This window comes from Achromobacter sp. ISS7 (assembly GCF_056523125.1).
The window spans coordinates 6,575,036-6,597,350 of sequence record NZ_JAWRZD010000001.1 but is presented as its reverse complement, the minus strand read 5'-3'; the positions used below and the strand labels follow the sequence as shown (position 1 = coordinate 6,597,350).

Genomic DNA, 22,315 nt, shown 5'->3' with positions numbered 1-22,315 from the left:
ATTTACCGGGCTATTTGGCAACCGTTTTTTGGTCTCGAAACCGGGGACGCGCCCCGTTTCCCTCGCCCGCGCTGGCTCAGGCCGAGGGCGGCGCCAGCTTGCCGCCCAGGCGCAGCACCTCGGCCCGCAGGAACGCCAATGCCTCGGCCGCCGCCTCGGGTTCGCCCTTCACGCCCAGGTCGATATGCGGCGCGCCGCCGGCTTCGCCGACGCTCGGCAGGCTGAAGGCGCGCACGCCCGGCCAGCGGCTTTCGACGGTCTGCATGGCCGGCGTGATGCGCGATTCCGGCATGCTGAACACCAGGAACGAATGCTCCGCGTGGCGGCGCGTATGCTGCAATGCACGATAGCGCGTGTCCAGGGTCCATTCGAGCATCGGCCACGCCATGACGGGAAAGCCCGGCACGAAGGTATGGTCGCGGATGAAGAAGCCCGGGATGCGGTTGTACGGATTGGGCACGATCTCGCAGCCCTCGGGGAACACGCCCATCTGCAGCCGCTGCTGGTTCTCGGGCGCGCTCATGTCGGCCGTGCCCTGCCCCTTGGCCGCCATTTCGGCGGTGCGCAGCGCGATCGCCTGTTCGGCTTCGGGATGCAGGGCCAGCGGCAGGTCCAGGGCCGCCGCGGCGGCCTGGCGGGTGTGGTCGTCCGGCGTGCCGCCGATGCCGCCGCAGGAAAACACCACGTCGCCGGTGGCGAAGCTGCGCCGGTAGGCGGCCACCAGCACGTCGCGGTCATCCGGCAGGAACTCCGCCCAGGCCAGCTGCATGCCGCGCGCGCCCAGCAGCTCGACGACCTTGGAAAAATGCTTGTCCTGGCGGCGGCCCGACAGGATTTCGTCGCCGACGATGATGAGGCCGATGCGGCGGGAGGCGGATTCTGCAGCCATGTCCGGTTCCAGAGTGGCGGGTTGAACAGTCGAGGGGAAACGCCGCCTCAGGCGACGTCGATGGTGCGTTCCTGGCGCAGGCGCTGGACGGCATCCAGGCCGTAGTGCGCGTAGACCAGCGCCGAGAACACCGGCAGGATAATCCAGGCGGGCGGCAGCAGGTTCAGCAGCGAACAGATCAGGCCGATGATCCAGAAGCCGCCATTGTGGCGCTCCAGGATGATCTTGCGCTCGGCCGGGCTGGCGTGCTCGACGATGGCGTCGACCCGCATCATGCGCGAGAAGGCGAAGGTCCACCAGAAGATCGGCAGCACCAGGGCCATCGGCGGCACCAGCCACAACGGCATGGTGAACAGCCAGCCGAGCACGAACGCGCCCGACACCCAGATCGCGTTCCAGACGCTGACGGAGGTGGCCAGCTTGCCCTGCCGGCCGAGGCCGGCGTATTCGCGTTGGCCGACGTGGCGCAGCACCAGCGGCATGACGAACACGGCCGCGATCGCCAGGCCCAGCACGCCCGACAGCGGCAGCAGGATCGACACCGCGATCACCGGCACCAGGTAGATCTTGAGCGAGAACAGCCCCATCGCCAGCAGCCATTCCTCGGTGCGGTTGATGAAGTCCCAGTGCGAGGCCTGGGCGGCGAGCCAGTCGGTCAGGGGCGTCCAGAACAACCAGAACAGCAGCACCACGCCGACCAGCGCGATCAGGAACGGCAGCAGCACGGCGAACAGCATCGTCGGATGGCACTGCGACACCAGCGCGCGCTTGAACGCCAGCCCGACGCCGCTCGCGGCGCGGGCGAAACGGCCGGTTTCGGGCGGAGGGGAATCAGTGCGCAAGGCGGTCATCGTAGGACGAAAGGAAGGTGAGCATCCCGGGTATGATAGTCAAACACGCCCCCCTGCGCTCGTATGACACTACTTGTACCCGGCTCCGACCTCACCGCCTTGCGCGCCCAATTGGCGGCCTCGCCCGATGCCTGGCTGATCGCCTGTTTCTGCGCCGCCTGGTGCGATACCTGCGAGGAATACAAACCCAAGCTGCGCACGCTGTCCGGCGCCCTGCCGCAGCATGTCTTCGCCTGGATCGACATCGAGGACCACGCCGAATTGCTGGGCGAGGTCGACGTCGAGAATTTCCCCACCCTGCTGATCCAGATCGGCGGCCGCGTGGTGTTCTACGGCCCCATGCTGCCCCACATCGGCCATCTCGAGCGCCTGCTGGAAAGCCTGGACGCGCAGAGCGCCGCGGTGACCGCGGCCTTGCCCGACCTGCCCCGGCTGCTCGCCGCCTGAGCGGCCAGCCGGCAATAAAAAAAGCGCCCTGGCCGGGCGCTTTTTTTATCCGCGCGCCCCGCATGCGGGACGCGGATGCGCGACGACTCAACTACTTGCGGCTGCCGCCCAACAACACGGCGATCTGGCGCTTGGGCGCGGACGAATTGCCGCCCTGGCGCGGCGCGTCCGGTTCTTCGGCCGGGGCCGAGGGAGCCGACGGTTCGTAGGGCTTGAGGAAGAAGTCGTCCACCGGCTGGCGCGACGGGCTGCCGCCCGAACGGCGTTCCGACGAACGGCCACCGCGCTCGCGGCCGCCTTCGCGCGGCGACGCGGCGCGCTCTTCGCGGCGGCCATGGCCATGGTGGGTGCGCGCGACCAGGTCGGCGGGCAGTTCCAGGGTGCCGCGCGGGACTTCGCGCTTGATCAGCTTTTCGATGTCGAGCAGGAAACGCTCTTCGTCGCCGGTGAACAGGGCGATGGCTTCACCCGTGGCGCCGGCGCGGCCGGTACGGCCGATGCGGTGCACGTAGTCTTCGGCGTTGTACGGCAGGTCGTAGTTGATGACGCAAGGCACGCCGGCCACGTCCAGGCCGCGCGCGGCCACGTCGGTGGCGACCAGCACTTCGAGCTCGCCGGCCTTGAAGGCCTCGAGCGCCTTCATGCGGTCGGCCTGGGTCTTGTCGCCGTGGATCGATTCGGCCTTGACGCCGTCGCGCTCGAGTTCGCGCGCCAGGCGCGCGGTGCCGATCTTGGTGTTCGAGAACACGATGACCTGCTTCAGGCCGCGCGACTTCACCAGGTGCACCACCGCCGCGCGCTTCTGGTCGCCCGACATCTTGTAGGCGATCTGCGTGATGGTGTTGGCCGTGGCGTTGCGCGCCGCGACTTCGATTTCCACCGGCTGGTTCAGGTACGAACGGCCGAGCTTGCGGATTTCGTTGCTGAAGGTGGCCGAGAACAGCAGGCCCTGGCGCTGCGCGGGCAGCAACCGGATGATGCGTTCCAGATCCGGCAGGAAGCCCATGTCGAGCATGCGGTCGGCTTCGTCCAGCACCAGGATGCCGACCTGGCTCAGGTTCACGTTCTTCTGCTCGACGTGGTCGAGCAGGCGGCCGGGCGTGGCCACCAGCACTTCGCAACCACGGCGCAGCGCTTCTTTCTGCGGACCGATATCGACGCCGCCGAACACCACCGCGGAACGCAGCGGCGTCTGCTTGCTGTAGCGCTTGACGCTTTCGTAGACCTGGTCGGCCAGCTCGCGCGTGGGCGTCAGGATCAGCGCGCGCACCGGGTGCCGCGCGGGCGAGGCGCTGGTGTTGGCCAGCGGCATCAGGCGATGCAGGATGGGCAGCGTGAAGGCCGCCGTCTTGCCGGTGCCGGTCTGGGCCGCGCCCATGACGTCGCGCCCCTCGACCACGACGGGAATGGCTTGCGCCTGGATCGGGGTGGGCGTGGTGTAGCCGGTTTCGGCGATCGACTGCAACAGCAGGGGATGCAGCCCGAAGTCGGAGAACGTGGGCGTAGGCGCGGGCGCTTCGGCGGTGGGTGCTGCGGATTGAGTGGATTCAGTCATCAGGGTTTGGCAGATACCGGGACCAGTGGAAAAGAACAAAACGAGAGTGCTGCGAGCACTGCACGACATATGCATCGGGACAACCGGAACGCGCGCCACGCTCGCGCGGCCACGTGCGAACCACCCCGATGCGCAAGCGCGTCGCGGGCAATCGGCACCCTGCCTTGCAGGCCAGGTGGCGCATTCTGGTTTCGATACTTATGAGGGCAGTACCAGGCCCGGATTGCTGTGGATAACTTAATTTTAGCGCAGCCGGACGCCGGGGCGGTCAAGCCAGTGCCTGGGGGCGACTCCTTTGGCCTGGCGGAAGCTCTTGCTGAAATGGCTGAGGTTGGCGAATCCGGTGGCCAGCGCGGCGTCCGTGACGCAGTATCCGGCCTCCAGCATGGACGCGGCGGCCTCCAGCCGGACCGACTTCAGGTAGGCGTGCACCGAGCGCCCGGCCACCTGGCGAAAGCCCGCCTTGAGCTTTTTCTCGCTCAGCCCGACCTCGCGCGCCAGCCGCAACACCGTCCATTCCTCGCCATAACGGGCCTCGATCAGGCGCCGGGCCTGCGCCAGCTGGCGCCGCTCGCGGGCCGCCACCGGGGCCTCGCCGGCCGCGCCGCTCATGGTTTCCAGCACGATGGCCAGGGCCTCGAGCGCCTTGGCGCGCATGTACAGCCGGCGCGCGGTGGCGTCTTCGTGGCGGCAGTCCAGGACGTCGGCGGCCAGCCGCAGCAGGCCGGGCGGCGCCGGAAAGCCGGCCATCAACGAGCCGGCCGCCGGCACGCTGTGATCCAGCACGAAGGCGCCGCGCAGGGCCGCCAGCGGCCGGCCCCCGGCACGTAACAGCCCGGCGGGTGAATAACGGATGTCCACCAGACGGACGGCTTGCCCGCCCGGCATCTGGAAACGGCCCCGCGCCCCGCGTTCGCCCGTCTGCACCACGGCCATGCCGGGGCCGACGTTCAGCGGCGCCCCGCCGTCGATCGACATGCGGGCCCGGCCTTCCAGGAAGACGGCGATGCAGAACATGGGCGGGCCTTCGGCGGCGACGTCCAGGCCGACCTCCGGCGCGCCGTTCCAGACCGACAGGGTCAGGTCTTCGTCGAACGCCTCGACCCGTGACAGCGCAGCCCAAGCAGCGGGAATCGGCGCGGCGGGCAGCAAGGGGTGGCCGGAACGATGTCCCGGCCAGTCGGTCGCGGGCGCCAGCGCGCCAGTGGCGAAATCCAAATTTAGACCCCGAATTGAACAGTGCGGGTACGGAAACCGTTAGTGCGCCCCGATCCCAATAACAATAATTCTCATTAATAATTCTACTGAAATCCCGCTTCGACGACATGACACTTTCGCTCCCCTTCCGCAACACCGCGCTGACGGCCGCCCTGTGCGCCCTGGCCGTTCCCGCCGCCGCGCAGTCCCAGTCCCAGTCCGTCAGCGAGCTGGCCCCCATCACCGTCACCGCGAGCAAGCAGGAACAGGCGCTGCGCGATTTCAACGGCGCCGCCGTGGTGGTGCCGGCCGACACCCTGCACGCCGCCCAGGTCGACAGCACCCTGCAGCTGTCGCGCGTGCTGCCGGGCGTGCAGATGTCCAGCAGCGGGTCGTTCCTGTTCCCGGTCATTTCGGTGCGCGGCATCACCTCGGCCCAGGACTTCTACAACCCCGCGCTCACCGTCTACGTGGACGGCGTGCCGCAATTGCCCACCTTCGCCTCGCAGCTGCTGACCGACGTCGAACGCGTGGAACTGCTGAAAGGCCCGCAAGGCACGCTGTATGGCAAGAGCGCGATGGGCGGCGTGTTGAACATCGTGTCGCGGCAACCGGACAACGATCCCTACTTCCGCGCCACCGCCGGCGTCGCCAGCCGCGACGGCTACCTGTTCAAGGCCAGCGGCGGCGGGCCGCTGGTCGACAACCTGCTGTATGGCTCGGTGGCCGCCGCGGTCAACGACGCCCCCGGCCGGCTCGACAACCCGCTCACCGGCGCCAGCCATGTCGGCGGCACTTCGGCCAACGCAGGCGCGGCGCGCCTGCGGCTGGCGCCGGCCGGCAGCCCCTGGGAAATGGGCCTGGCGGTCAGCGGCGAATGCACCCGCGGCAGCCAGGACGTCTACGTGCCCTTCGACGATCCCGGCAGCCGGCAGGCGGCGATTTCCCCGGACATGCCTGCGTCGCTGGCCGATCCCTACCAGAAGCGCTGCAGCGGCAGCCAGGCGCTGACCGGCCGCTACGATTTCGATGGCTGGCGCCTGGATGCGGTGGCCGCCTGGCAGCAGTTGCACTACGACCGCCATTTCACCCTCGGGCCGACCTACACCAGCCAGCCCGAGCGCTGGCGCCAGCAGATGCAGGAACTGCGCCTGTCGACCACCGGCACGCACGCGGTCGACGGCGTCGTGGGCCTGTATCGCCAGCGGGTCACGCAGTCGCGTTCCGCGCTCAGCCAGATACAGATGCCCGGGATGCAGATCGACGCATTCACGGCCGGCTCCCGCAACACCAGCGAATCGATCGCCCTCTATGGCGACGCCACCTGGCACGCCACCCGCGCGCTCGACCTGTCGGGCGGCCTGCGCTATTCCCGCGACAAGGCATCCACCCGCTACGACGGTTCGACGCTCAATAGCGTGACCTACGGCCAGGACCCCTTCGGCGGCGCGGGCACGACCTCGGGCAGCACGGTGCTCGGCAAGCTGTCCGCCGGCTACCGCCTGTCGCCCGAATGGCGCGTGTACGCCAATGCGGCGCAAGGCTACAAGCCCGGCGGCTACAACCTGGCGCCGTCCAACCCGGCCGATGCGCGTCCCTTCGGCAAGGAACGCGGCGTCAGCTACGAGGCGGGCGCGCGCTTTGACGGCGATACCTTGCGCGGCGGGGCCGCGCTGTACCGCACCGACATCCGCGATGCGCAGCTCTATGTCAGCGACCAGATCGGCTATCAGCACATCGAGAACGTCGGCAATACGCGCTCGACCGGCGTCGAGTTCGACCTGAGCTGGGACGTGACGTCGCAATGGACGCTGGGGCTGGACGGCTTTCTCAATCACGCCACGTTCCGCAGTTTCAACAGCGACGCGGTCTGCCCCGGCTGCGACGGCAACCGCGTGCCGTTCTCGCCGGGCTACGGCCTGAACGCCAGCGCCCGCGGCCACTTCGACGCGGGCATCGGCCGCCTCTCGCCGACCCTGACCGTGCGCCGGATCGGCGCGCAGTTCTTCGACATCGGCAACAGCCTGCGCCAGGACGCCTACACGCTGGTCGACCTGAGCCTGGCATGGCGCATCCGGCCGCAGGTCGAGGCCACGCTGTACGTCAACAACCTGACCGACCGGCGCTACCGCACCTACGCCTTTGGCGGCGGCGCGCGCGGCAGCTACGCGCAGGTCGATCCCGGCCGCACCGTGGGCCTGAACGTCGCCTTCGAATACTGACGCCGGGACCCGACGCGATGCCGAACGCCTCTCCCGCGCGCCTGCCGACCGCGCGGGTCATTGCCGCCATCGGCGGCATCTGCATGGTCCAGAGCCTGGTCAGCGGCATCGCCTTCCAGGGCGTGCCGGCGCTGCTGCGCGACAGCGGCGCGCCGCTGGACCAGGTGGGCCTGGCCTATCTGGCCTTCCTGCCGTGGGCCCTGAAATTCCTGTGGGCGCCGTGGATCGAGCGCTATCGCCTGCCCCAGGGCCAGGCGCGGCGGCGCACCCGGCGCATCGTGCTGCCGGGCCAATGGCTGCTGGCCGCGCTGCTGTTCCTGCTGGCGATCCTGGGCCAGCCGACCCTGCCCGTGCTGCTGGCCGTGCTTGGCCTGATCTCCCTCACCGCGGCCACCGTCGACATTGCCGGCGACGCCTTCGCGGTCGAGCAACTGGCGGCGCGCCGGCGCGGCTGGGGCAACGCCACCCAGGTCGGCTCCAGCTATCTGGGCATGTTCCTGGGGGCCGGGCTGTTCGTGGTGCTGGCGGGCAGCCATGGCTGGCGCGTGGCGGCCGCCGTGATGGGCCTGCTGGTGTTGCTGCTGACCCTGCCATTCGCCGGGCTGCGGGAGCCGGCCCGCGCGGCCGATGCGCCGCCGCACCGTCCCAGCTTGGCGCACGCGCTGGGACGGCCCGGCGTGCGGCTGGGCCTGCTCATCACGGTGGTGTTCCAGGTCGGCTCGCGGCTCGCCGCCGGCATGACCTCGCCGCTGTTGCTGGACCGCGGCGTGCCGCTGGCCTCGGTGGGCTGGATCAACGGCGCCGGCGCGGTCGTCGCCGGACTGGCGGGCACCTTGCTGGGGGCGCTGGCGCTGCAACGCTGGCGGGCGCCGCGCGCGGTGGTCGCGGCCATGGCCCTGCAGGCGGCCGCGCTGATCCTGTTCGTGGCCGGCGTCGCCGCGCCCGGCCTGGGGTTGCCGGCCGCCGGCCCCGGCTGGCTGGTGGCGCTGGCGCTGCTCAAGGCGGCCACGGCCGCCACCGGTTTCGTCGCGCTGTATGCCTTTCTCATGGGGCAGGCCTCGCCGGCCCAGGCCGGCGTCGATTTCACGCTGTTCCAGTGTGCCGACGCGCTGGTCGCCATGGTCGGCGGCCTGGCCGCCGGCTGGCTGGCGCAGCACCTGGGCTATGGCGCCTGCTTCGGCATCGCCGCCGTCCTGGGCGCGGCCGGCCTGCCCGCCCTTTTCGCCCTGATGCGGCGCGCCGCGCCGCCCTCGTCTTCTGGAGAATGAACATGTCTGAACGCACCGTCGTCATTGCGGGCGCCGGCGTCGCCGGCCTGGCCTGCGCCTGGTGGCTGGCCCGCCAGGGCTGGCGCGCCGTGATCGCCGAACGCGCACCGCACCTGCGCGACGGCGGCTACATGATGGGCCTGTCCGGGCCCGGCCTGCTGACCGCCCGCCGCATGGAGCTGGTGCCGGCCCTGCGCGCCGTCGAGCGCGAAATCGGCGAGAACGTCTACCGCGACCGTCGCGGCCGCGAAGTCATGCGGATCCGCTATCGCGAGCTGCTGCGGCAACTGGACTGGATCACCCTGCGCCGCACCGATCTCGTGCAGGTGCTGCACGCCGCGGTGCTCGACCACGCCGAGATCCGGCTGGCCACGACGGTGGCGGACTGTAGCCAGGATGCCCATGGCGTGGACGTGACATTGTCGGATGGGTCCCAATTGCGCGCCGATCTGCTGATCGGCGCCGATGGCGTGCGCTCGCCCCTGCGCGCCCAGGTCTTCGGCGCCGAAGCGGCGGCGCCATCGCCGCTGGGCTACCGCTATGCGGCCTATGACGTGGACGACGACACCGGCATGGCGCGCGACTTCGTGTCCTATGCCGCGCCGGGCCATCAGGTCGAATATCACGGGCTGGGCGGCGGCCGCAAGGCGGCCCTGCACGTCTGGCGCAGCCACGAGACCGGCTGGGTCGAGGCGCCGCGGCGGCTGGGCCTGTTGCGGGAATTGGCGCGCACCACCCACGCGGAAGTGGGCCGGCAGCTGGACACGCTGTCCGCCGACACGCCGATCGTCATGGATGACCTGGCGCTGGTCGAGCTGCCGCGCTGGCATCAGGGCCGCATCCTGCTGGCCGGCGACGCCGCCCATAGCCTGTCCCTGATTTCTGGCCAGGGCGCGGGGATGGCATTGGCCGGCGCCTACGTGCTGGCGCAGGAACTGGGCCGGCTGCCGATCGAACAGGCCCTGGCGGCCCATGAACGGCGGCTGCGCCCGGTGATCGACAGTCTGCAGCAGCGCAGCCGCAAGCTGGCGCCCGTCTACGTGCCGGCCTCGGCATTCGCCTTTGGCCTGCGCAATACGGCCTTGCGCCTGCTGCCCAGGCTGATCCTGAAACGCTATTTCCTCAGCGGGCTGAAATCCGAAATGGAAGCCGCCACGGCGCTTGGCTGAGCGGCCTCAACCCGCCAGCCAGCGCAGCCCCCACAGCACCAGCATGCCGACCACGATGACCAGCACCGCGCTGCGGGTGCGCAGGAAGACCAGGATGGCGACGATGCCGGCCACCAGCTTGTAGTCGAAGATGGGGCCCAGCCCCGCCTTCCAGGGCAGCAGGTCGGGCACCACGATGGCGGTGAGGGCGGCGGCCGGCGCGTAGCGCAGGGCGCGCCGCACGCCGTCGGGCAGCGGAATGTAGTCGCCGAACAGCATGAAGCCGGCGCGCGTCAGCACGCTGCACAGCGCCAGCAGCAGGATGGCGGAATAGACGTAGATCTCGGAAGGCCAGAGGGTCATGCGCGCGCCTTGAAGAAGCGTTCGGCCCACATGCCGGCCACCACGCCGGCGATGACCGCGGCCGCCAGGCCCAGCCGCAGCGGCAGCACCTGGCCGGTCCAGGCGACCACGCCCGCGGCCAGCATCGACACCAGCATGGGCTTGGAATTGGCCAGCGGCACCGTGATGGCCAGCAGCGCCAGCACCGCCGCGAAATCCAGCGACCAGCCGGCCGGCACCATGGTGCCCAGGTAGATCCCGACGATCGACGAGGTCTGCCAGACGAGCCAGCCCGGGGCGATGGTGCCGATGAAGTACCAGAGCTGTTCGCGGGTGCCGCGCTCGGCCGCGTCGCCGAACCGCGGCATGAACAGCACGAAGCCCATGTCGGTGGTGAAGTAGCCCAGGCCCAGGCGCTTGGGCCAGGACAGGTGGCGGAAATAGGGTTGCAACGCCGCGCCGAAGATCAGGAAGCGCAGGTTGACCACGCAGCCGGCGGCGAAGATCAGCCACAACGGCGCGCCGGTGGCGATCAGCGGCAGGGAAGTGAGCTGGGCCGATCCGGCGTACAGCAGCAGGGTCATGGCCAGCGCCATGGATTCGGTCAGGCCCGACTTGACCATGGCCACGCCGGTCACCAGGCCCCAGGTCGCCGTGGCGATGAGGGCCGGCACGATGGCATGCACGCCGGCGCGGAAGGCGGCGACGCGCGCCTGGCGGACCTCCCGGGGGTCTTCGGTTTCGGGAAACGCTGACTCAGAGGACAACGGCGAGCCCCTGGGGATTCGAACAGAACGACATGGACACTCTGTGGGGAAGGAACCGCACGACAACCTGCTCGCCCGCCGGGCCCGCGGCGCCCGCAGGCACCGCGCCGGTGCACGAATGGAGCGCTATTGTAACCTCGTCGCTTGATACAATACGGCCCTCAGGTTTAGTGAGGGAGCAAACCATGTCGATGGCTGACCGCGATGGCTTCATCTGGTATGACGGCAAGCTCGTGCCCTGGCGCGACGCGACCACGCACGTGCTGACGCACTCCCTGCACTATGGCCTGTCGGTGTTCGAGGGCGTGCGCGCCTATCGCTCCGAGATCGGCACCGCCATCTTCCGCCTCGAAGACCACACCAACCGCCTGTTCAACTCGGCGCACATCTACCAGATCCCGATGCCGTTCGATCGCGACACGATCAACGAGGCCCAGCGGATGGTGGTGCGCGAGAACCAGCTCGAATCCGGCTACCTGCGCCCGCTGGTGTTCTACGGCCCCGAAAAGATGGGCGTGTCGCCCAAGGGCGCCAAGGTGCACGTGGCGATCGCCGCCTGGCCCTGGGGCGCCTACCTGGGCGAGGAAGCCCTGTCGCAGGGCATCCGGGTCAAGGTGTCGTCGTTCGCCCGCCAGCACGTCAACGTGACGATGCCGCGCGCCAAGGTCGCCACCACCTACGCCAATTCCATCCTGGCCAACACCGAGGCCCTGCAGGACGGCTACGACGAGGCCCTGCTGCTGGACACCGAGGGCTTCGTGGCCGAAGGCTCCGGCGAAAACCTGTTCCTGGTCAAGGACGGCGTGCTGTGCGAACCCGAGATCGCCTCCGCCCTGACCGGCATCACCCGCTCCACCATCCACGCCCTGGCGGCCGATTTCGGCCTGCGCGTGGTGACCAAGCGGCTGACCCGCGACGACGTCTACATCGCCGACGAGGCCTTCTTCACCGGCACCGCCGCCGAAGTCACGCCGATCCGCGAGGTCGACAACCGCCAGATCGGCTCGGGCCGGCGCGGCCCCATCACCGAGAAACTGCAGAAAGCGTTTTTTGACATGGTGAATGGCCGCAACCCGAAGTACCATCACTGGCTGAGCAAAGTCTGATTCACGCCGCCCTGCCCGGCAGGGCGGCATTACTGCCCCAACCTACCGATTTACCGGTATTTTTTATTCAGGAAATTCCATGACCGCCGCTGCCCCGGCCGCCGCCCCCCACGAAGTCATCGAAGTCGGCGCCGAAGACCTGCCCGTGTTCTGTCCGGGTCCCAAGGCCCCGCTGTGGAGCATGCACCCGCGCGTCTTCCTGGACGTCGCCCGCAACGGCTCGGCGCGCTGCGCCTACTGCGGCGCCGAGTACCGGCTCAAGCCCGGCACCGTGCTGCACGGCCACCACTGAGAACCGCCGCTTAACAGCCATCCGTCCCGCCATCATGTTCGCCACGCCCGAAGAAGCAGAACACGCGTTCTACGAAGCCCTTGAGCAGGGGGACACCGTCCGCCTGATGCAAGTGTGGGCGGACGACGAGGAAGTCGTCTGCATCCACCCGGGAGGCCTGCGCATCGTCGGCCACTCGGCCGTGCACGAGTCCTGGCAGCACGTGCTGGCGAACGGACCGCTGCACATCCGGCCGCTGCGCCCGCTGGTCATGCTGAGCATGATGTGCGCGGTGCACGTGCTGGTCGAGCAGGTCGCGGTGCGCACGCGGGAAGGCACGCAGTTCGCCAACTGCTACGCCACCAACATCTATCACAAGGGTCCCACGGGCTGGCGCATGGTCATGCACCACGCCTCGTCGGCGCCCACCGAAGCCGGGGTGCTCGACTTGCACGACGTGCCCGACATGCTGCACTGATCCGGGTCGACTTTGGCTGCTGCACGTTTCGACACAACGCCCTGCCCTGTTCCCTCCTGGCTGCCCGGAGGCGATGCCCAGACGGTGTACGCCGCGCTGTTCGCGCAGTACCACCGCATCGCCTTCGTGCGCGACCGGGTCGAGACGCCCGACACCGATTTCGTCGATTTCGACTGGACCGGTCCGGGGCTGTTCCCGCACAAGGCGGCCGATGGCGCGCCCGTGAGCGGCCAGCAGCCCGTGGCCAACGGCAAGACCGCCGCCGCGCGCTGGATGACCGACGCCGACTGGAAGTCGCTGCCGCAGACCGCCGATACGCCGGCGCTGCTGCTGTTCCACGGCCTGGAGGGCGGCAGCAACAGCCGCTACGCGCAGTCCATCGCGCATCACTTCCGGGCGCGCGGCTGGATCGTGGTCATCGCGCACTTCCGCGGCTGCTCCGGCGTGCCCAACCGCCTGGCGCGGGCCTATTACTCGGGTGATTCGGCCGAGGTCGGCTTCCTGCTCAACACGGTGCGCAACCGCATCCCGCACGCGCGCTGGCACGCCGTGGGCGTGTCGCTGGGCGGCAATGCGCTGCTGAAATACCTGGGCGAACACCAGGAAGACACCGGCTGGCTGACGGCCTGCGCGGGCGTCTCGGTGCCTCTCGACCTGGTGGCCTGCGGCAAGACGCTGTCCACGGGGTTCTTCAACCGCAAGGTGTATACGGGCCACTTCCTCAAGACCCTCAAGCACAAGGTGCTGGAGAAGGCCCACCGCTACCCCGGCGCCATCGACGTGATGCGCATCGCCCACGCGCGCGACCTGCGCGACTTCGATGACGCCTACACCGCGCCGATGCATGGTTTCCGCAATGCGCTCGACTACTGGACGCGCGCGTCCAGCAAGCCGTGGCTGCCGCGCATCTCGGTGCCGACGCTGGTGCTGAACGCGCTGAACGATCCGTTCATCCCGGCCAGCGCGCTGCCCAAGCCGGACGAGTGCTCGCCCACCATCCTGCTGCACCAGCCCACCGATGGCGGCCACGCCGGCTTTCCGACCGGCGCCTTTCCAGCCCACCTGGGCTGGCTGCCGCAACGGCTGGGCCGCTTCTTCGAGACCGGGCTGTAGGCGCCGGGCGGCGCCCGCGGCGTCAGCCCGACTTGAAGCGTTCCAGCAGCTGGCGTTCTTCGGCCAGCTTGTCCTTGACTTCCTTGATCTGCACGTCGATCTGCGATTGCTCGTAGAAATCGCTCGACATGCCGCGCGCCTGCTGCAACTGCGATTCCGCCGCCGCGAAGGCGCCCGTCAGGACGTAATAGCGCGCCAGGTCGCGGCGCGCCTGCACCGGCTTGCCGGTGCGCTCTTCGCTGTGCGCCAGCATCTGGTAGAGGCTGGGTTCGTCGCTGCCCCACTGCTTGATCTTGGCCCGCAGGTAGTCCTGGGCCTCGGCATGGCGGCCGTTGCTCTGCAATGCCGCGGCGTAGGCGATGCCCAGCGCCCGCTGCTCCGGCCAGCGCTTGGTGGCGGCCTGCGCCAGGTCCAGCGCGCGCCGGTTGTCCTTGCGGGCCAGGGCGATGTCGATGGACAGCTTGGCCATCTGCGCCGACTCGCGCCCGTCGGCCGCGGCCAGGCCCAGCTGGCGCTCGGCGTCGTCCAGGTTGTTGCGCTGGAACGCCTGCAACGCCAGCCCGTAGTAGGCGGCGGAGCGGCGCACGCCGGACAGGGCCTGGGCCTCGTCCTGCAGCTGCTGCGTGGCCGAACGCAGGCTGACCGCGTCCCGGCCCTGCACCACGCGCATCTTGGCGCGCACGTACCAGAAATCGTCGCTGTCGACGTGGCGCGACGGCGGCAGCGAGCGCACGCGGTTCTGCACGTCGGACATCCGTTCGATCGACAGCGGGTGGGTGCTGGCCCAGGAACCGCCGCCCGCCCCTTCGTTCAGGCGCGAGGCATTCATCAGGCGCGAGAACATCTGCGCCATGCCCTGGGCGTCGTAGCCGGCCTTGGTCAGCATGGTGAAGCCGGCCCGGTCGGCCTCGCGTTCGGCGTCGCGCGAGAAACCCAGCTGGCGGTTGATGGCGGCGGCCTGACCGAACGCGGCCACGCCCATCGCCAGGTTGCCGCCACCGCCAGCCAGCGCCGCCAGCAGCGCGCCCGCCAGGCTCGCCAGCATGACCATGCTGTTCTGGCTCTGCTGCGTCATGCCGCGCGCGATGTGGCGCTGGACCACGTGGCCGATTTCGTGCGCCAGCACCGCCGCCAGCTCCGATTCGGAGCCGGACGAGACGATCAGCCCGGTGTTGACGCCGATGAAGCCGCCCGGCATGGCGAAGGCGTTGATCTCGGGATCGCGCACGCCGAACATCTCGACCTCGGGCACCGCGCCGGGCGCGAAGGCCGCCAGCTTGCGCCCCATGGTGGTGAGGTACTGGCTGAGTTCGGGGTCATCGACATAGGTCGGATCACGGCGCCCCTGCGACATGATCGCCTCGCCCAGGCTGCGTTCCAGCATGGGCGAGAGTTCCGCGGAGGAAGCGGCGCCCATCGAGGGCAACCCCACCGGTTGGGCCCAGGCGGTGACCGGCAAGGCCGGCGCCGCCAGCGCGACACAGAGTCCGACGATCGCGCCCCGCTGCGCAATCGAGCAAATGGATGGCATTTTTCTGCGATTCATGAACCTATGATAGCGATGCGCTTAAAATGTTTCACCGACTGCCCCTTATGAGGTTTCAATGCGCCCCGTCCGTAAAGCCGTTTTTCCCGTCGCGGGCATGGGTACGCGCTTCCTGCCCGCCACCAAGGCGATGCCCAAGGAAATGCTCCCCGTCGTCGACAAACCGCTGATCCAGTACGCTGTTGAAGAAGCCGTCGCCGCCGGCATCACCGACCTGATCTTCGTTACCGGGCGCAACAAGCGCGCCATCGAAGACCATTTCGACTCCGCTCCCGAGCTCGAATCCGATCTCGAAAGCAAGGGCAAGCATGAGCTTCTGGCAATGGTGCGGGGCATTCTACCTGCCCACGTCAATTGCCTCTATATCCGCCAATCGGCGCCGCTGGGCCTGGGCCATGCCGTGCTGTCGGCCGCCCCCGCCGTGGGCGACGAGCCCTTCGCCGTGCTGCTGGCCGATGACCTGATCGACGCCGACACGCCGTCCATCAAGCAGCTGGTGGACGTGGCCGTGGCGCGCAGCGCCAGCGTGCTGGGCGTGCAGGACGTGCCGCGCGAAGACACGCGCAAGTACGGCATCGTCGCCGCCCAGGCCGACGACAGCCATGCCGACGGCCGCACTGAACGCGTGACCCACATCGTGGAAAAACCCGATCCCGCCGACGCGCCCTCGACGCTGGCGGTGGTGGGACGCTACGTGCTGGAAGCGGCGATCTTCGACCACCTGCGCTCGACCAAGCGCGGCGCCGGCAACGAGATCCAGCTGACCGACGGCATCGCCTCGCTGATGCGCGAGCGCGCGGTCTACGCGCACCGCTACGAAGGCACGCGCTACGACTGTGGCAACAAGGCCGGGATGTTCGAGGCCACGGTGGCGCTGGGCCGCAAGTACCACGGCCTGCTGCCGCGATAAGGCGGCCGACGCCCACCCCGCAGGACCCGACGCGAGCGCCCCTGTGGCGCTCGCGACGCTTTTGGGCGGACGTTCAGGCGGATGTTTTTCAGGCAGAGGCCGCGCGGCGGCCCCGGGCCCGCGCCATGGCATCGCGATCGGCCTTGCGCAGGCGCCCCTTGGCCGACAGCCGCATCAGGGTGCCCAGGGCCACCATCAGGCCGATCACCTCGACCAGCGCGGCCGGGATCCACATGGTCAGCCCGCCGATGGTCTGGTCGGTCTGCGCCGACATGGCGATGGCGCGGCCGCACAATTCGAACAGGGGATAGATGTCGCTTTCGGTGAAGGCGATGACCGCGCCCGCCACCATCTGCGGCAGCATGGTCAGGATCGGCGAGATCACCCGGCCGCCCGGCGTCATCGCGGCCGGCGGGGCGGGACGGCGATCCAGGATCAGGTTCCAGTACATGAAGCCGCTGATCACCACGGACCAGTTCATCACGCGATACAGCCGCCAGTCGAGCATGGAATAGAACTGCACCGACGGAATCAGCCAGACCAGCACCAGAAACACGAACAGGGTCGGCACGAAGATCTTGTTGGTCAGCACCGCCACGGTGGCGCGGCCGGCGCCGGTGCGCAGGAAATCACGCAGGCGCAGGCGCCACGACATCGGCAGCCCGGCGCGCATGACCTGCCCGGGGAAGGCCGCCATCACCAGCAGCGGGCCGAGGTGATGCAGCACCAGGTGCTGGATGCGGTGGATGAAGAACATGCGCTCGGCGTAGTAGTCCACCCGCGTATGCAGGGACAGGTACAGCAGCACCATGCCCAGCCAGAACAGCGCGCGGCGCGCGCCCGTCACGTGATGCACGCGCTGGCCGCGCACGAACAGCACGATGGCCACCAGGAAGGAGGCCATCAGCGTGGGAGAGAACTCCCAGGGTATGAGCCATTCGAGACTGTCCATGCGGGTCATCCGGAAAATGCCGGCAGGGGCGAAACGCCCGGGCCTAGACGGGCCGCGCCATCAGGCGCGATCGCGTCGATTGTAGTGGACCCGGGCGCCCCCCGTACGGCTCAGAACCGGTGCGAGATACCCGTACCGAAGCGCGACGTGTGGGAATGGCCCGGGTCGAACTGGTTGTCCAGGGTGTAATTGGACGCGTAGCCGGCGAACGCATAGAGCGTGGTGCGCGGCGACAGGTCATACGTATACCCCAATGTCACCAAATGCGCATTGCGCGCCGTCGAACCGTCCTCCCATTTCCAGTCGGGCCGCGCCAGCGACCACTGCACCACCACGGCGCCGTGGCCGACCGGCACGCTGGCGCCCAGCAGCCAGGCGTTGACGGTGCCGCCGCGCGCGAACGCCGCCGGCCCCAGGTTGCGGCCCAGGTTGTCCGGATCGCCGCCGTCCAGGCCGACGTAGCCGTTGCGCTGGCGCGACCAGGCCGCCGACACCTTGACCACCTCGAAGTCGTAGGAGGCGCCCAGCTGCACCGCCTGCGGCCGGCCGGCGCTACCCTCGACCGGCTCGGCCAGGCGCAGCTGGTCCCAGGTGGCGACCGCCAGCAAGGGGCCGTCCTCGTACTTCAGGCCCAGGCTGAGGGCGCGGTTGTTGGCCGCGGTCTTGAAGCGGTTGCCGTCGTCGGCGTCGAAGGAATAGCCGACGCCCGCCTGGAAGCCCTGCCAGGTCGGCGTGTAGTAGTTGACCAGGTTGCTGAACTGGTAGTTGTCCGATGCCTTGAAGGTGGCGCCCATGCCCATGTCCTTCCAGGAGGCCAGCTCCAGCGCATTGCCGTAGGTCTTGCCGACGGTGTACTGGCGCCCCAGGCGCAGGTCGCCGTAGCGGTCGTGGGCTAGCCCGACCCAGGCGCCGTAGTTGAACATGCGGTCGTCGTCGGCGCGCTTGCCGGAGGACGGGTCGAAGCCGCTTTCGAGCTGGAAGCGGGTGCTCCAGCCATCGCCCAGGTCCTCCGAGCCGCGCAGGCCCCACAGGGAATCGGTCAGGCCGCCGTTGAGGATGCCATTGTGGGTGCCCTGCCCGGAAGTGTGGGTGGTGGCGATGCCCGCATCCACCACGCCATAGAGCTGAACGCCCGGGCCATCGCCGGCCGCACAGACCGTCAGGGGAAGGCTGGCCGCGCCCGCCACGAGTGTCGTGGCAACAGTCGAGATTTTCATGCTGATCTCCAGATTCCGGGGTGGCGCCGCCACCGCCGGAGGTATTGAATCCACGGTGGGCGCCTGCCCACCGCCAGGTGTATCAATAGTGACTATTGCCAGCCGTAGCGGCGCACCCAGATGCCCTTGAGCAATTGGGTCAGCACGCAGTAACTCAGCAAGATGCCGACCAGCCAGGGGAAATAGCTCCACGGCAACGCCTGCAGCTGGAAGTAATCCGCCAGCGGCGAGAACGGCAGGAACAACCCCAGTCCGACCACCATGACCGTCATCAGCATCAACGGCCATGCGGCGCGGCTTTGCAGGAACGGGATCTTGCGAGTGCGGATCATATGCACGATGAGCGTCTGCGACAACAAGCCTTCGACGAACCAGCCTGACTGGAACAGCGTCTGGTGTTCGGGCGCGTTGGCCTGGAATACGTACCACATGAGCGCGTAGGTGGCGATGTCGAAAATGGAGCTGATCGGGCCGAAGAACACCATGAAGCGGCCCAGTCCGGCGGGGTCCCATTGCTGCGGCTTTTTCAGGAGTTCCTCGTCGACATTGTCGAACGGGATCGCGGTCTGCGAGATGTCGTACATCAAGTTCTGCAGCAGCAGGTGGATCGGCAGCATCGGCAGGAACGGCAGGAACGCGCTGGCCACCAGCACCGAGAAGACATTGCCGAAATTGGAGCTGGCCGTCATCTTCAGGTACTTGAGCATGTTGCAGAAGGTCTTGCGGCCTTCGATCACGCCGTCCTCCAGCACCATCAGGCTCTTTTCCAGCAGGATGATGTCAGCGGCTTCCTTCGAGATATCCACCGCCGAGTCCACCGAAATGCCCACGTCGGCCGCGCGCAGGGCCGGGGCGTCGTTGATGCCGTCGCCCATGAAACCCACGGTGTTGCCCTGGGCCCGCAGCATGCGCACGATGCGCTCCTTGTGCGCCGGCGTCAGGCGCGCGAACACGTTGGCCTCGCGCACCGCCACGGCCAGCCGGCCGTCGTCCATGGCCTCGATGTCGGCGCCCAGGTAGACCTTGCGGACCTCGAAGCCGACTTCGCGGCAGACCTTCTGCGTCACCAGTTCGACGTCGCCCGTCAGCACCTTGACCTCGATGCCGGAACCGCGCAGCGCGGCCAGCGCCGGGCCGGTGGATTCCTTGGGGGGATCGAGGAAGGCGATGTAGCCGACCAGCACCAGCTCGGCCTCGTCGGCCACGCCATAGGCCTGCTGGGTGGGCGGCAGCTCGCGCACGCCCACGGCGATCACGCGCAGTCCGTCACGGTTCAGGTCGGCGGTCACGCGGCGGATGTCGGCGCGGCGCGAGTCCGTCAGGGGATGCACGTCCTTGCCGACCCGCAGGCGGGTGCAGACAGAGAGCATCTCTTCCAGCGCGCCCTTGCAGATCAGTTCATGATGCTCGCGGCCGTTCTCGGTTTCGCTGACCACCACGGACATGCGGCGGCGCGAGAAGTCGAACGGGATCTCGTCGATCTTGCGGTAGCGGGCGGCCAGGTCCAGCTTGCGTTCCACCTCGGCATGGCGCAGCACGGCCACGTCGAGCAGGTTCTTCAGGCCGGTCTGGTAGTAGCTGTTGAGGTAGGCGTAGGCCAGCACGTCGTCGCTGGTGGCGCCGTACACGTCGGTATGGCGCTCGAGCACGATGCGGTCCTGCGTCAGCGTGCCGGTCTTGTCGGTGCACAGCACGTTCATGGCGCCCAGGTTCTGGATCGCGTCCAGCCGCTTGACCACGACCTTGCGGCGCGACATCCGCACCGCGCCCTTGGCCAGCGTGGCGGTGACGATCATCGGCAGCATTTCCGGCGTCAGGCCGACGGCGATCGCCAGCGCGAACAGCAGCGCCTCGAGCCAGTCGCCCTTGGTGAAGCCGTTGATCAGCAGCACGATGGGCGCCATCACCAGCATGAAGCGGATCAGCACCCAGCTGACGCGGTTGATGCCCTGCTGGAATTGCGTCGGCATGCGCGAGGTCTGGGTCACGCGCCCGGCCAGCTGGCCGAAGTAGGTGCCGGAGCCGGTCGCCACCACCAGGGCGGTGCCGGAGCCGCTGACCACGTTGGTGCCCATGAAGGCCATGTTCTCGAGTTCCAGCGCATTGGCGGTCTCGACGCGCTGCATGGCGTATTTCTCGACCGGCAGCGATTCGCCGGTCAGGGCCGCCTGGGCCACGAACAGGTCCTTGGCGCCCAGGATGCGGCAGTCGGCGGGGATCATGTCGCCCGCGGACAGCAGCACCACGTCGCCCGGCACCAGTTCGGCCAGCGGCACCTCGATCTGGCGCGAGCCCGAGGCGTGCAGCGTGGCGCCGAAGAAGCGCCGCGCGTCGCCCTCGGCCATGCCGGCGGCGTCGCTGCGCAGCACCGTGGCGGTGTTCTGCACCATGGCCTTCAGGGCCTCGGCGGCGCGGTTGGAGCGGCGCTCCTGCACGAAACGCAGCAGCGTCGAGATCACCACCATCGAGCCGATGATGATGACGCCCTTCCATGACTGGTCGTCGGGCTCGGCCATGTACACGTCGGTGACCCACGACAGCGAGGCCAGGCCGGTCAGCAGCAGGTTGAAGGGATTGCGAAACGATTGCCACAGGTGGGCGTACCAGGTCAGCGGCTTTTCGTGGTCGACCTCGTTGGCGCCGTAGCGGGCGCGGGCCTCATCGGCCTGGGCTTCGGACAGGCCGCCGCGGCCGCTGCGGAACATCGAGAACAGCGCGTCGAAATCCATGCGCGCCACATCCAGCATGCGGCGGTTGGCGCGGCGCGCGGCGTCGGAGGAGTCGGCCGTGGCGACGGCCGGGCCGCCGCCCTGCTCGAGCATGGGGGAACGCCGGAAGTGGCGCCCCGATCGCCGCAGCCCGGCCGCGGAGGAAAAGAAGGTCTTCAGGAATTTGAACATCGGAGTGTTCCAGTTATTGGTGTTGTTCTGGAAGACACGGGCTGGCCGCCGCCATGCCTTTGCGCGGGCAGCACGGGGCCGCGGCCTGCGCAAAGCAGGCCGTTTCCGCCACGTACAGGCGTGCGCAGGCACCGGGGCGATGTTGCCGGTGTCCGGATCGCGTCGAGGCGCGCCGGGTGCGGAAGGCGGAACGGGAAACTAGCGGAAGAACCGGGGCCGGCGGAACCGGCGCGCGTCGAGCGGGCCTGGCCGGGGGTTCAGGGCTGCGGATTCCGTACTAGACCGGGTGACTTTCCGGCCAGTCGGCTCGCAAGGGAGAAGACGGGTCAGACAGGCAGGCCGGCGCCGCGCACAAGGCGCAATCGAGGCTCGGGGTCTAAGGCACTGGGCATGGTCTCTCCTGGGGTGGCGGGCGGCGGCTTCAGGCCGCCAGCGGTTGCGCGCCGAAATGCACGTGGCGCACAGCGGGATTGGCGCTCAGCCGGCGGGCTTGCGACATCAGTTCGGCGCGCAGCTCGGGCGGGCAGTTCACGGTGATGCAGGCCGAAGCCATGCCGGGGTCGCGGCCCTGGTCGATCTGCACTTGCGACACGTCGAGTCCGGCCGCGCTGAAGTCCAGGCAGATCTGCTTGCGCAGGGCGCCCAGTTCATCGCGCGGGCAGATGACCGTCAGGCGCGAGGTGCCGCGGCGGCGGCCCATGGCGGTGGCGCGGTCCACGCCGGCGCGGCGCAGGAACAAGTCGAAGAAACGCATAGCGGCCTCCATTGCGTAATGGGGAGCGGCTTTCGCGCATACGCGCGCACGCAGGCACACGGCGCCTGGCGGGCGGGCACGAAAAAGACGTGCGCGAACGCAGGCGCTGCGACTAGCGGCGGTTCTGGCGGTTTACGTTGGGGAGAATCCCGGCAAGCCGTGGGCCTGCGCTGCTGCCCGGAAAGAAACCCGGGGCTTGGGATACAACCGCAACCTGCTCAACAGGCTGCGGCAGATGGAGTTCTGCGTGGTCCTGTCAAACAGCGACGTCGATGCAAGATCGACTACTTTCGCCGGAATCGGTATTCACGAAGACTGCTCCTGGGATGGATAACGGGCCAAATTTTACGCGGGTTTCCACTGATGGACAAGGTTTATGGGC

The 22,315-nt window shown here is 68.7% G+C and carries 20 protein-coding genes; 9 read left to right on the top strand and 11 right to left on the bottom strand.

Features of this window, described 5'->3' with window-relative positions; translation table 11 throughout:
- Positions 1-76: 76 nt before the first annotated feature.
- Positions 77-889 carry a competence/damage-inducible protein A gene (locus tag AC1HFW_RS29930; protein ID WP_479286268.1) on the bottom strand — a complete coding sequence of 271 codons (813 nt, stop codon included), beginning with the start codon at positions 887-889 and terminating at the stop codon, positions 77-79.
- A gap of 47 nt (positions 890-936) precedes the next feature.
- Entirely contained in the window at positions 937-1,740 is an 804-nt protein-coding gene (locus AC1HFW_RS29925) for an EI24 domain-containing protein (RefSeq protein WP_035360027.1), read from the bottom strand.
- A 63-nt stretch (positions 1,741-1,803) separates the two neighbouring features.
- On the opposite strand from AC1HFW_RS29925, the gene AC1HFW_RS29920 reads away from it, so the two are divergent.
- Positions 1,804-2,187 carry a thioredoxin family protein gene (locus AC1HFW_RS29920; protein ID WP_116520641.1) on the top strand — a complete coding sequence of 128 codons (384 nt, stop codon included), beginning with the start codon at positions 1,804-1,806 and terminating at the stop codon, positions 2,185-2,187.
- 91 nt (positions 2,188-2,278) lie between these two features.
- Here AC1HFW_RS29920 and AC1HFW_RS29915 read toward each other — a convergent pair whose 3' ends face one another.
- Complete coding sequence (locus AC1HFW_RS29915) at positions 2,279-3,742, bottom strand: DEAD/DEAH box helicase (RefSeq protein WP_085943742.1); 1,464 nt, start codon at positions 3,740-3,742, stop codon at positions 2,279-2,281.
- 243 nt (positions 3,743-3,985) lie between these two features.
- Positions 3,986-4,960: a helix-turn-helix transcriptional regulator gene (locus AC1HFW_RS29910; RefSeq protein ID WP_479286265.1), complete on the bottom strand. Its 975-nt coding sequence runs from the start codon at positions 4,958-4,960 to the stop codon at positions 3,986-3,988.
- 107 nt (positions 4,961-5,067) lie between these two features.
- Here AC1HFW_RS29910 and AC1HFW_RS29905 point away from each other — a divergent pair, with 107 nt between their 5' ends.
- Genes AC1HFW_RS29905 through AC1HFW_RS29895 form a run of 3 tightly spaced genes read left to right on the top strand, consistent with a single transcriptional unit; the run spans position 5,068 to position 9,598 of the window.
- Entirely contained in the window at positions 5,068-7,161 is a 2,094-nt protein-coding gene (locus AC1HFW_RS29905; RefSeq protein ID WP_479286263.1) for a TonB-dependent receptor, read from the top strand.
- 17 nt (positions 7,162-7,178) lie between these two features.
- Positions 7,179-8,429 carry an MFS transporter gene (locus AC1HFW_RS29900; protein ID WP_479286261.1) on the top strand — a complete coding sequence of 417 codons (1,251 nt, stop codon included), beginning with the start codon at positions 7,179-7,181 and terminating at the stop codon, positions 8,427-8,429.
- Positions 8,430-8,431: 2 nt separating this feature from the next.
- Complete coding sequence (locus AC1HFW_RS29895; RefSeq protein ID WP_479286259.1) at positions 8,432-9,598, top strand: FAD-dependent oxidoreductase; 1,167 nt, start codon at positions 8,432-8,434, stop codon at positions 9,596-9,598.
- A 6-nt stretch (positions 9,599-9,604) separates the two neighbouring features.
- Here AC1HFW_RS29895 and AC1HFW_RS29890 read toward each other — a convergent pair whose 3' ends face one another.
- Positions 9,605-9,940: an AzlD domain-containing protein gene (locus AC1HFW_RS29890; protein ID WP_006393180.1), complete on the bottom strand. Its 336-nt coding sequence runs from the start codon at positions 9,938-9,940 to the stop codon at positions 9,605-9,607.
- Positions 9,937-10,686: an AzlC family ABC transporter permease gene (locus tag AC1HFW_RS29885; RefSeq protein WP_198485448.1), complete on the bottom strand. Its 750-nt coding sequence runs from the start codon at positions 10,684-10,686 to the stop codon at positions 9,937-9,939. Before AC1HFW_RS29885 ends, AC1HFW_RS29890 begins: the two co-directional genes overlap by 4 nt.
- A gap of 185 nt (positions 10,687-10,871) precedes the next feature.
- On the opposite strand from AC1HFW_RS29885, the gene AC1HFW_RS29880 reads away from it, so the two are divergent.
- From AC1HFW_RS29880 to AC1HFW_RS29865, 4 genes are all read left to right on the top strand, one after another.
- Positions 10,872-11,792, top strand: coding sequence for a branched-chain amino acid transaminase (locus tag AC1HFW_RS29880; RefSeq protein ID WP_054432913.1), 921 nt, complete (start codon positions 10,872-10,874; stop codon positions 11,790-11,792).
- Positions 11,793-11,871: 79 nt separating this feature from the next.
- The gene (locus AC1HFW_RS29875; protein WP_006393177.1) at positions 11,872-12,084 is read left to right on the top strand and encodes a zinc-finger domain-containing protein; all 213 of its coding nucleotides are present in this window, start codon (positions 11,872-11,874) and stop codon (positions 12,082-12,084) included.
- Between the two features lie 34 nt (positions 12,085-12,118).
- Positions 12,119-12,541, top strand: coding sequence for a YybH family protein (locus AC1HFW_RS29870; RefSeq protein WP_006393176.1), 423 nt, complete (start codon positions 12,119-12,121; stop codon positions 12,539-12,541).
- Positions 12,542-12,553: 12 nt separating this feature from the next.
- Entirely contained in the window at positions 12,554-13,654 is a 1,101-nt protein-coding gene (locus tag AC1HFW_RS29865) for a YheT family hydrolase (RefSeq protein ID WP_006393175.1), read from the top strand.
- 22 nt (positions 13,655-13,676) lie between these two features.
- Here AC1HFW_RS29865 and AC1HFW_RS29860 read toward each other — a convergent pair whose 3' ends face one another.
- A complete protein-coding gene (locus AC1HFW_RS29860; protein ID WP_225856708.1) occupies positions 13,677-15,185 on the bottom strand; it encodes a M48 family metalloprotease in 1,509 nt (502 codons plus the stop codon).
- A 73-nt stretch (positions 15,186-15,258) separates the two neighbouring features.
- Here AC1HFW_RS29860 and galU point away from each other — a divergent pair, with 73 nt between their 5' ends.
- A complete protein-coding gene (galU, locus tag AC1HFW_RS29855; protein WP_061072318.1) occupies positions 15,259-16,110 on the top strand; it encodes a UTP--glucose-1-phosphate uridylyltransferase GalU in 852 nt (283 codons plus the stop codon).
- Between the two features lie 88 nt (positions 16,111-16,198).
- Here the strand turns inward: galU and AC1HFW_RS29850 are convergent, their stop codons facing one another.
- The 4 genes from AC1HFW_RS29850 to AC1HFW_RS29835 all read right to left on the bottom strand — a co-directional run bounded on the left by AC1HFW_RS29850 (position 16,199) and on the right by AC1HFW_RS29835 (position 21,933).
- Positions 16,199-17,071, bottom strand: coding sequence for a cytochrome c oxidase assembly protein (locus AC1HFW_RS29850; protein ID WP_479286255.1), 873 nt, complete (start codon positions 17,069-17,071; stop codon positions 16,199-16,201).
- 101 nt (positions 17,072-17,172) lie between these two features.
- Entirely contained in the window at positions 17,173-18,279 is a 1,107-nt protein-coding gene (locus AC1HFW_RS29845) for a porin (RefSeq protein ID WP_479286253.1), read from the bottom strand.
- 92 nt (positions 18,280-18,371) lie between these two features.
- Complete coding sequence (gene mgtA / locus AC1HFW_RS29840) at positions 18,372-21,179, bottom strand: magnesium-translocating P-type ATPase (RefSeq protein ID WP_116520633.1); 2,808 nt, start codon at positions 21,177-21,179, stop codon at positions 18,372-18,374.
- A gap of 421 nt (positions 21,180-21,600) precedes the next feature.
- Positions 21,601-21,933, bottom strand: coding sequence for a hypothetical protein (locus tag AC1HFW_RS29835; RefSeq protein WP_006393168.1), 333 nt, complete (start codon positions 21,931-21,933; stop codon positions 21,601-21,603).
- Positions 21,934-22,315: the final 382 nt, after the last annotated feature.

What these genes read in the sequence shown, in the direction of transcription:
- mgtA (WP_116520633.1), bottom strand. Translation starts at nt 21,179, where the DNA reads ATGTTCAAATTCCTGAAGACCTTCTTTTCCTCCGCGGCCGGGCTGCGG.
- AC1HFW_RS29835 (WP_006393168.1), bottom strand. Translation starts at nt 21,933, where the DNA reads ATGCGTTTCTTCGACTTGTTCCTGCGCCGCGCCGGCGTGGACCGCGCC.
- AC1HFW_RS29920 (WP_116520641.1), top strand. Translation starts at nt 1,804, where the DNA reads ATGACACTACTTGTACCCGGCTCCGACCTCACCGCCTTGCGCGCCCAA.
- AC1HFW_RS29875 (WP_006393177.1), top strand. Translation starts at nt 11,872, where the DNA reads ATGACCGCCGCTGCCCCGGCCGCCGCCCCCCACGAAGTCATCGAAGTC.
- AC1HFW_RS29905 (WP_479286263.1), top strand. Translation starts at nt 5,068, where the DNA reads ATGACACTTTCGCTCCCCTTCCGCAACACCGCGCTGACGGCCGCCCTG.
- AC1HFW_RS29845 (WP_479286253.1), bottom strand. Translation starts at nt 18,279, where the DNA reads ATGAAAATCTCGACTGTTGCCACGACACTCGTGGCGGGCGCGGCCAGC.
- AC1HFW_RS29925 (WP_035360027.1), bottom strand. Translation starts at nt 1,740, where the DNA reads ATGACCGCCTTGCGCACTGATTCCCCTCCGCCCGAAACCGGCCGTTTC.
- AC1HFW_RS29900 (WP_479286261.1), top strand. Translation starts at nt 7,179, where the DNA reads ATGCCGAACGCCTCTCCCGCGCGCCTGCCGACCGCGCGGGTCATTGCC.
- AC1HFW_RS29870 (WP_006393176.1), top strand. Translation starts at nt 12,119, where the DNA reads ATGTTCGCCACGCCCGAAGAAGCAGAACACGCGTTCTACGAAGCCCTT.
- AC1HFW_RS29915 (WP_085943742.1), bottom strand. Translation starts at nt 3,742, where the DNA reads ATGACTGAATCCACTCAATCCGCAGCACCCACCGCCGAAGCGCCCGCG.
- AC1HFW_RS29860 (WP_225856708.1), bottom strand. Translation starts at nt 15,185, where the DNA reads ATGCCATCCATTTGCTCGATTGCGCAGCGGGGCGCGATCGTCGGACTC.
- AC1HFW_RS29850 (WP_479286255.1), bottom strand. Translation starts at nt 17,071, where the DNA reads ATGACCCGCATGGACAGTCTCGAATGGCTCATACCCTGGGAGTTCTCT.
- AC1HFW_RS29930 (WP_479286268.1), bottom strand. Translation starts at nt 889, where the DNA reads ATGGCTGCAGAATCCGCCTCCCGCCGCATCGGCCTCATCATCGTCGGC.
- galU (WP_061072318.1), top strand. Translation starts at nt 15,259, where the DNA reads ATGCGCCCCGTCCGTAAAGCCGTTTTTCCCGTCGCGGGCATGGGTACG.
- AC1HFW_RS29880 (WP_054432913.1), top strand. Translation starts at nt 10,872, where the DNA reads ATGTCGATGGCTGACCGCGATGGCTTCATCTGGTATGACGGCAAGCTC.
- AC1HFW_RS29895 (WP_479286259.1), top strand. Translation starts at nt 8,432, where the DNA reads ATGTCTGAACGCACCGTCGTCATTGCGGGCGCCGGCGTCGCCGGCCTG.
- AC1HFW_RS29890 (WP_006393180.1), bottom strand. Translation starts at nt 9,940, where the DNA reads ATGACCCTCTGGCCTTCCGAGATCTACGTCTATTCCGCCATCCTGCTG.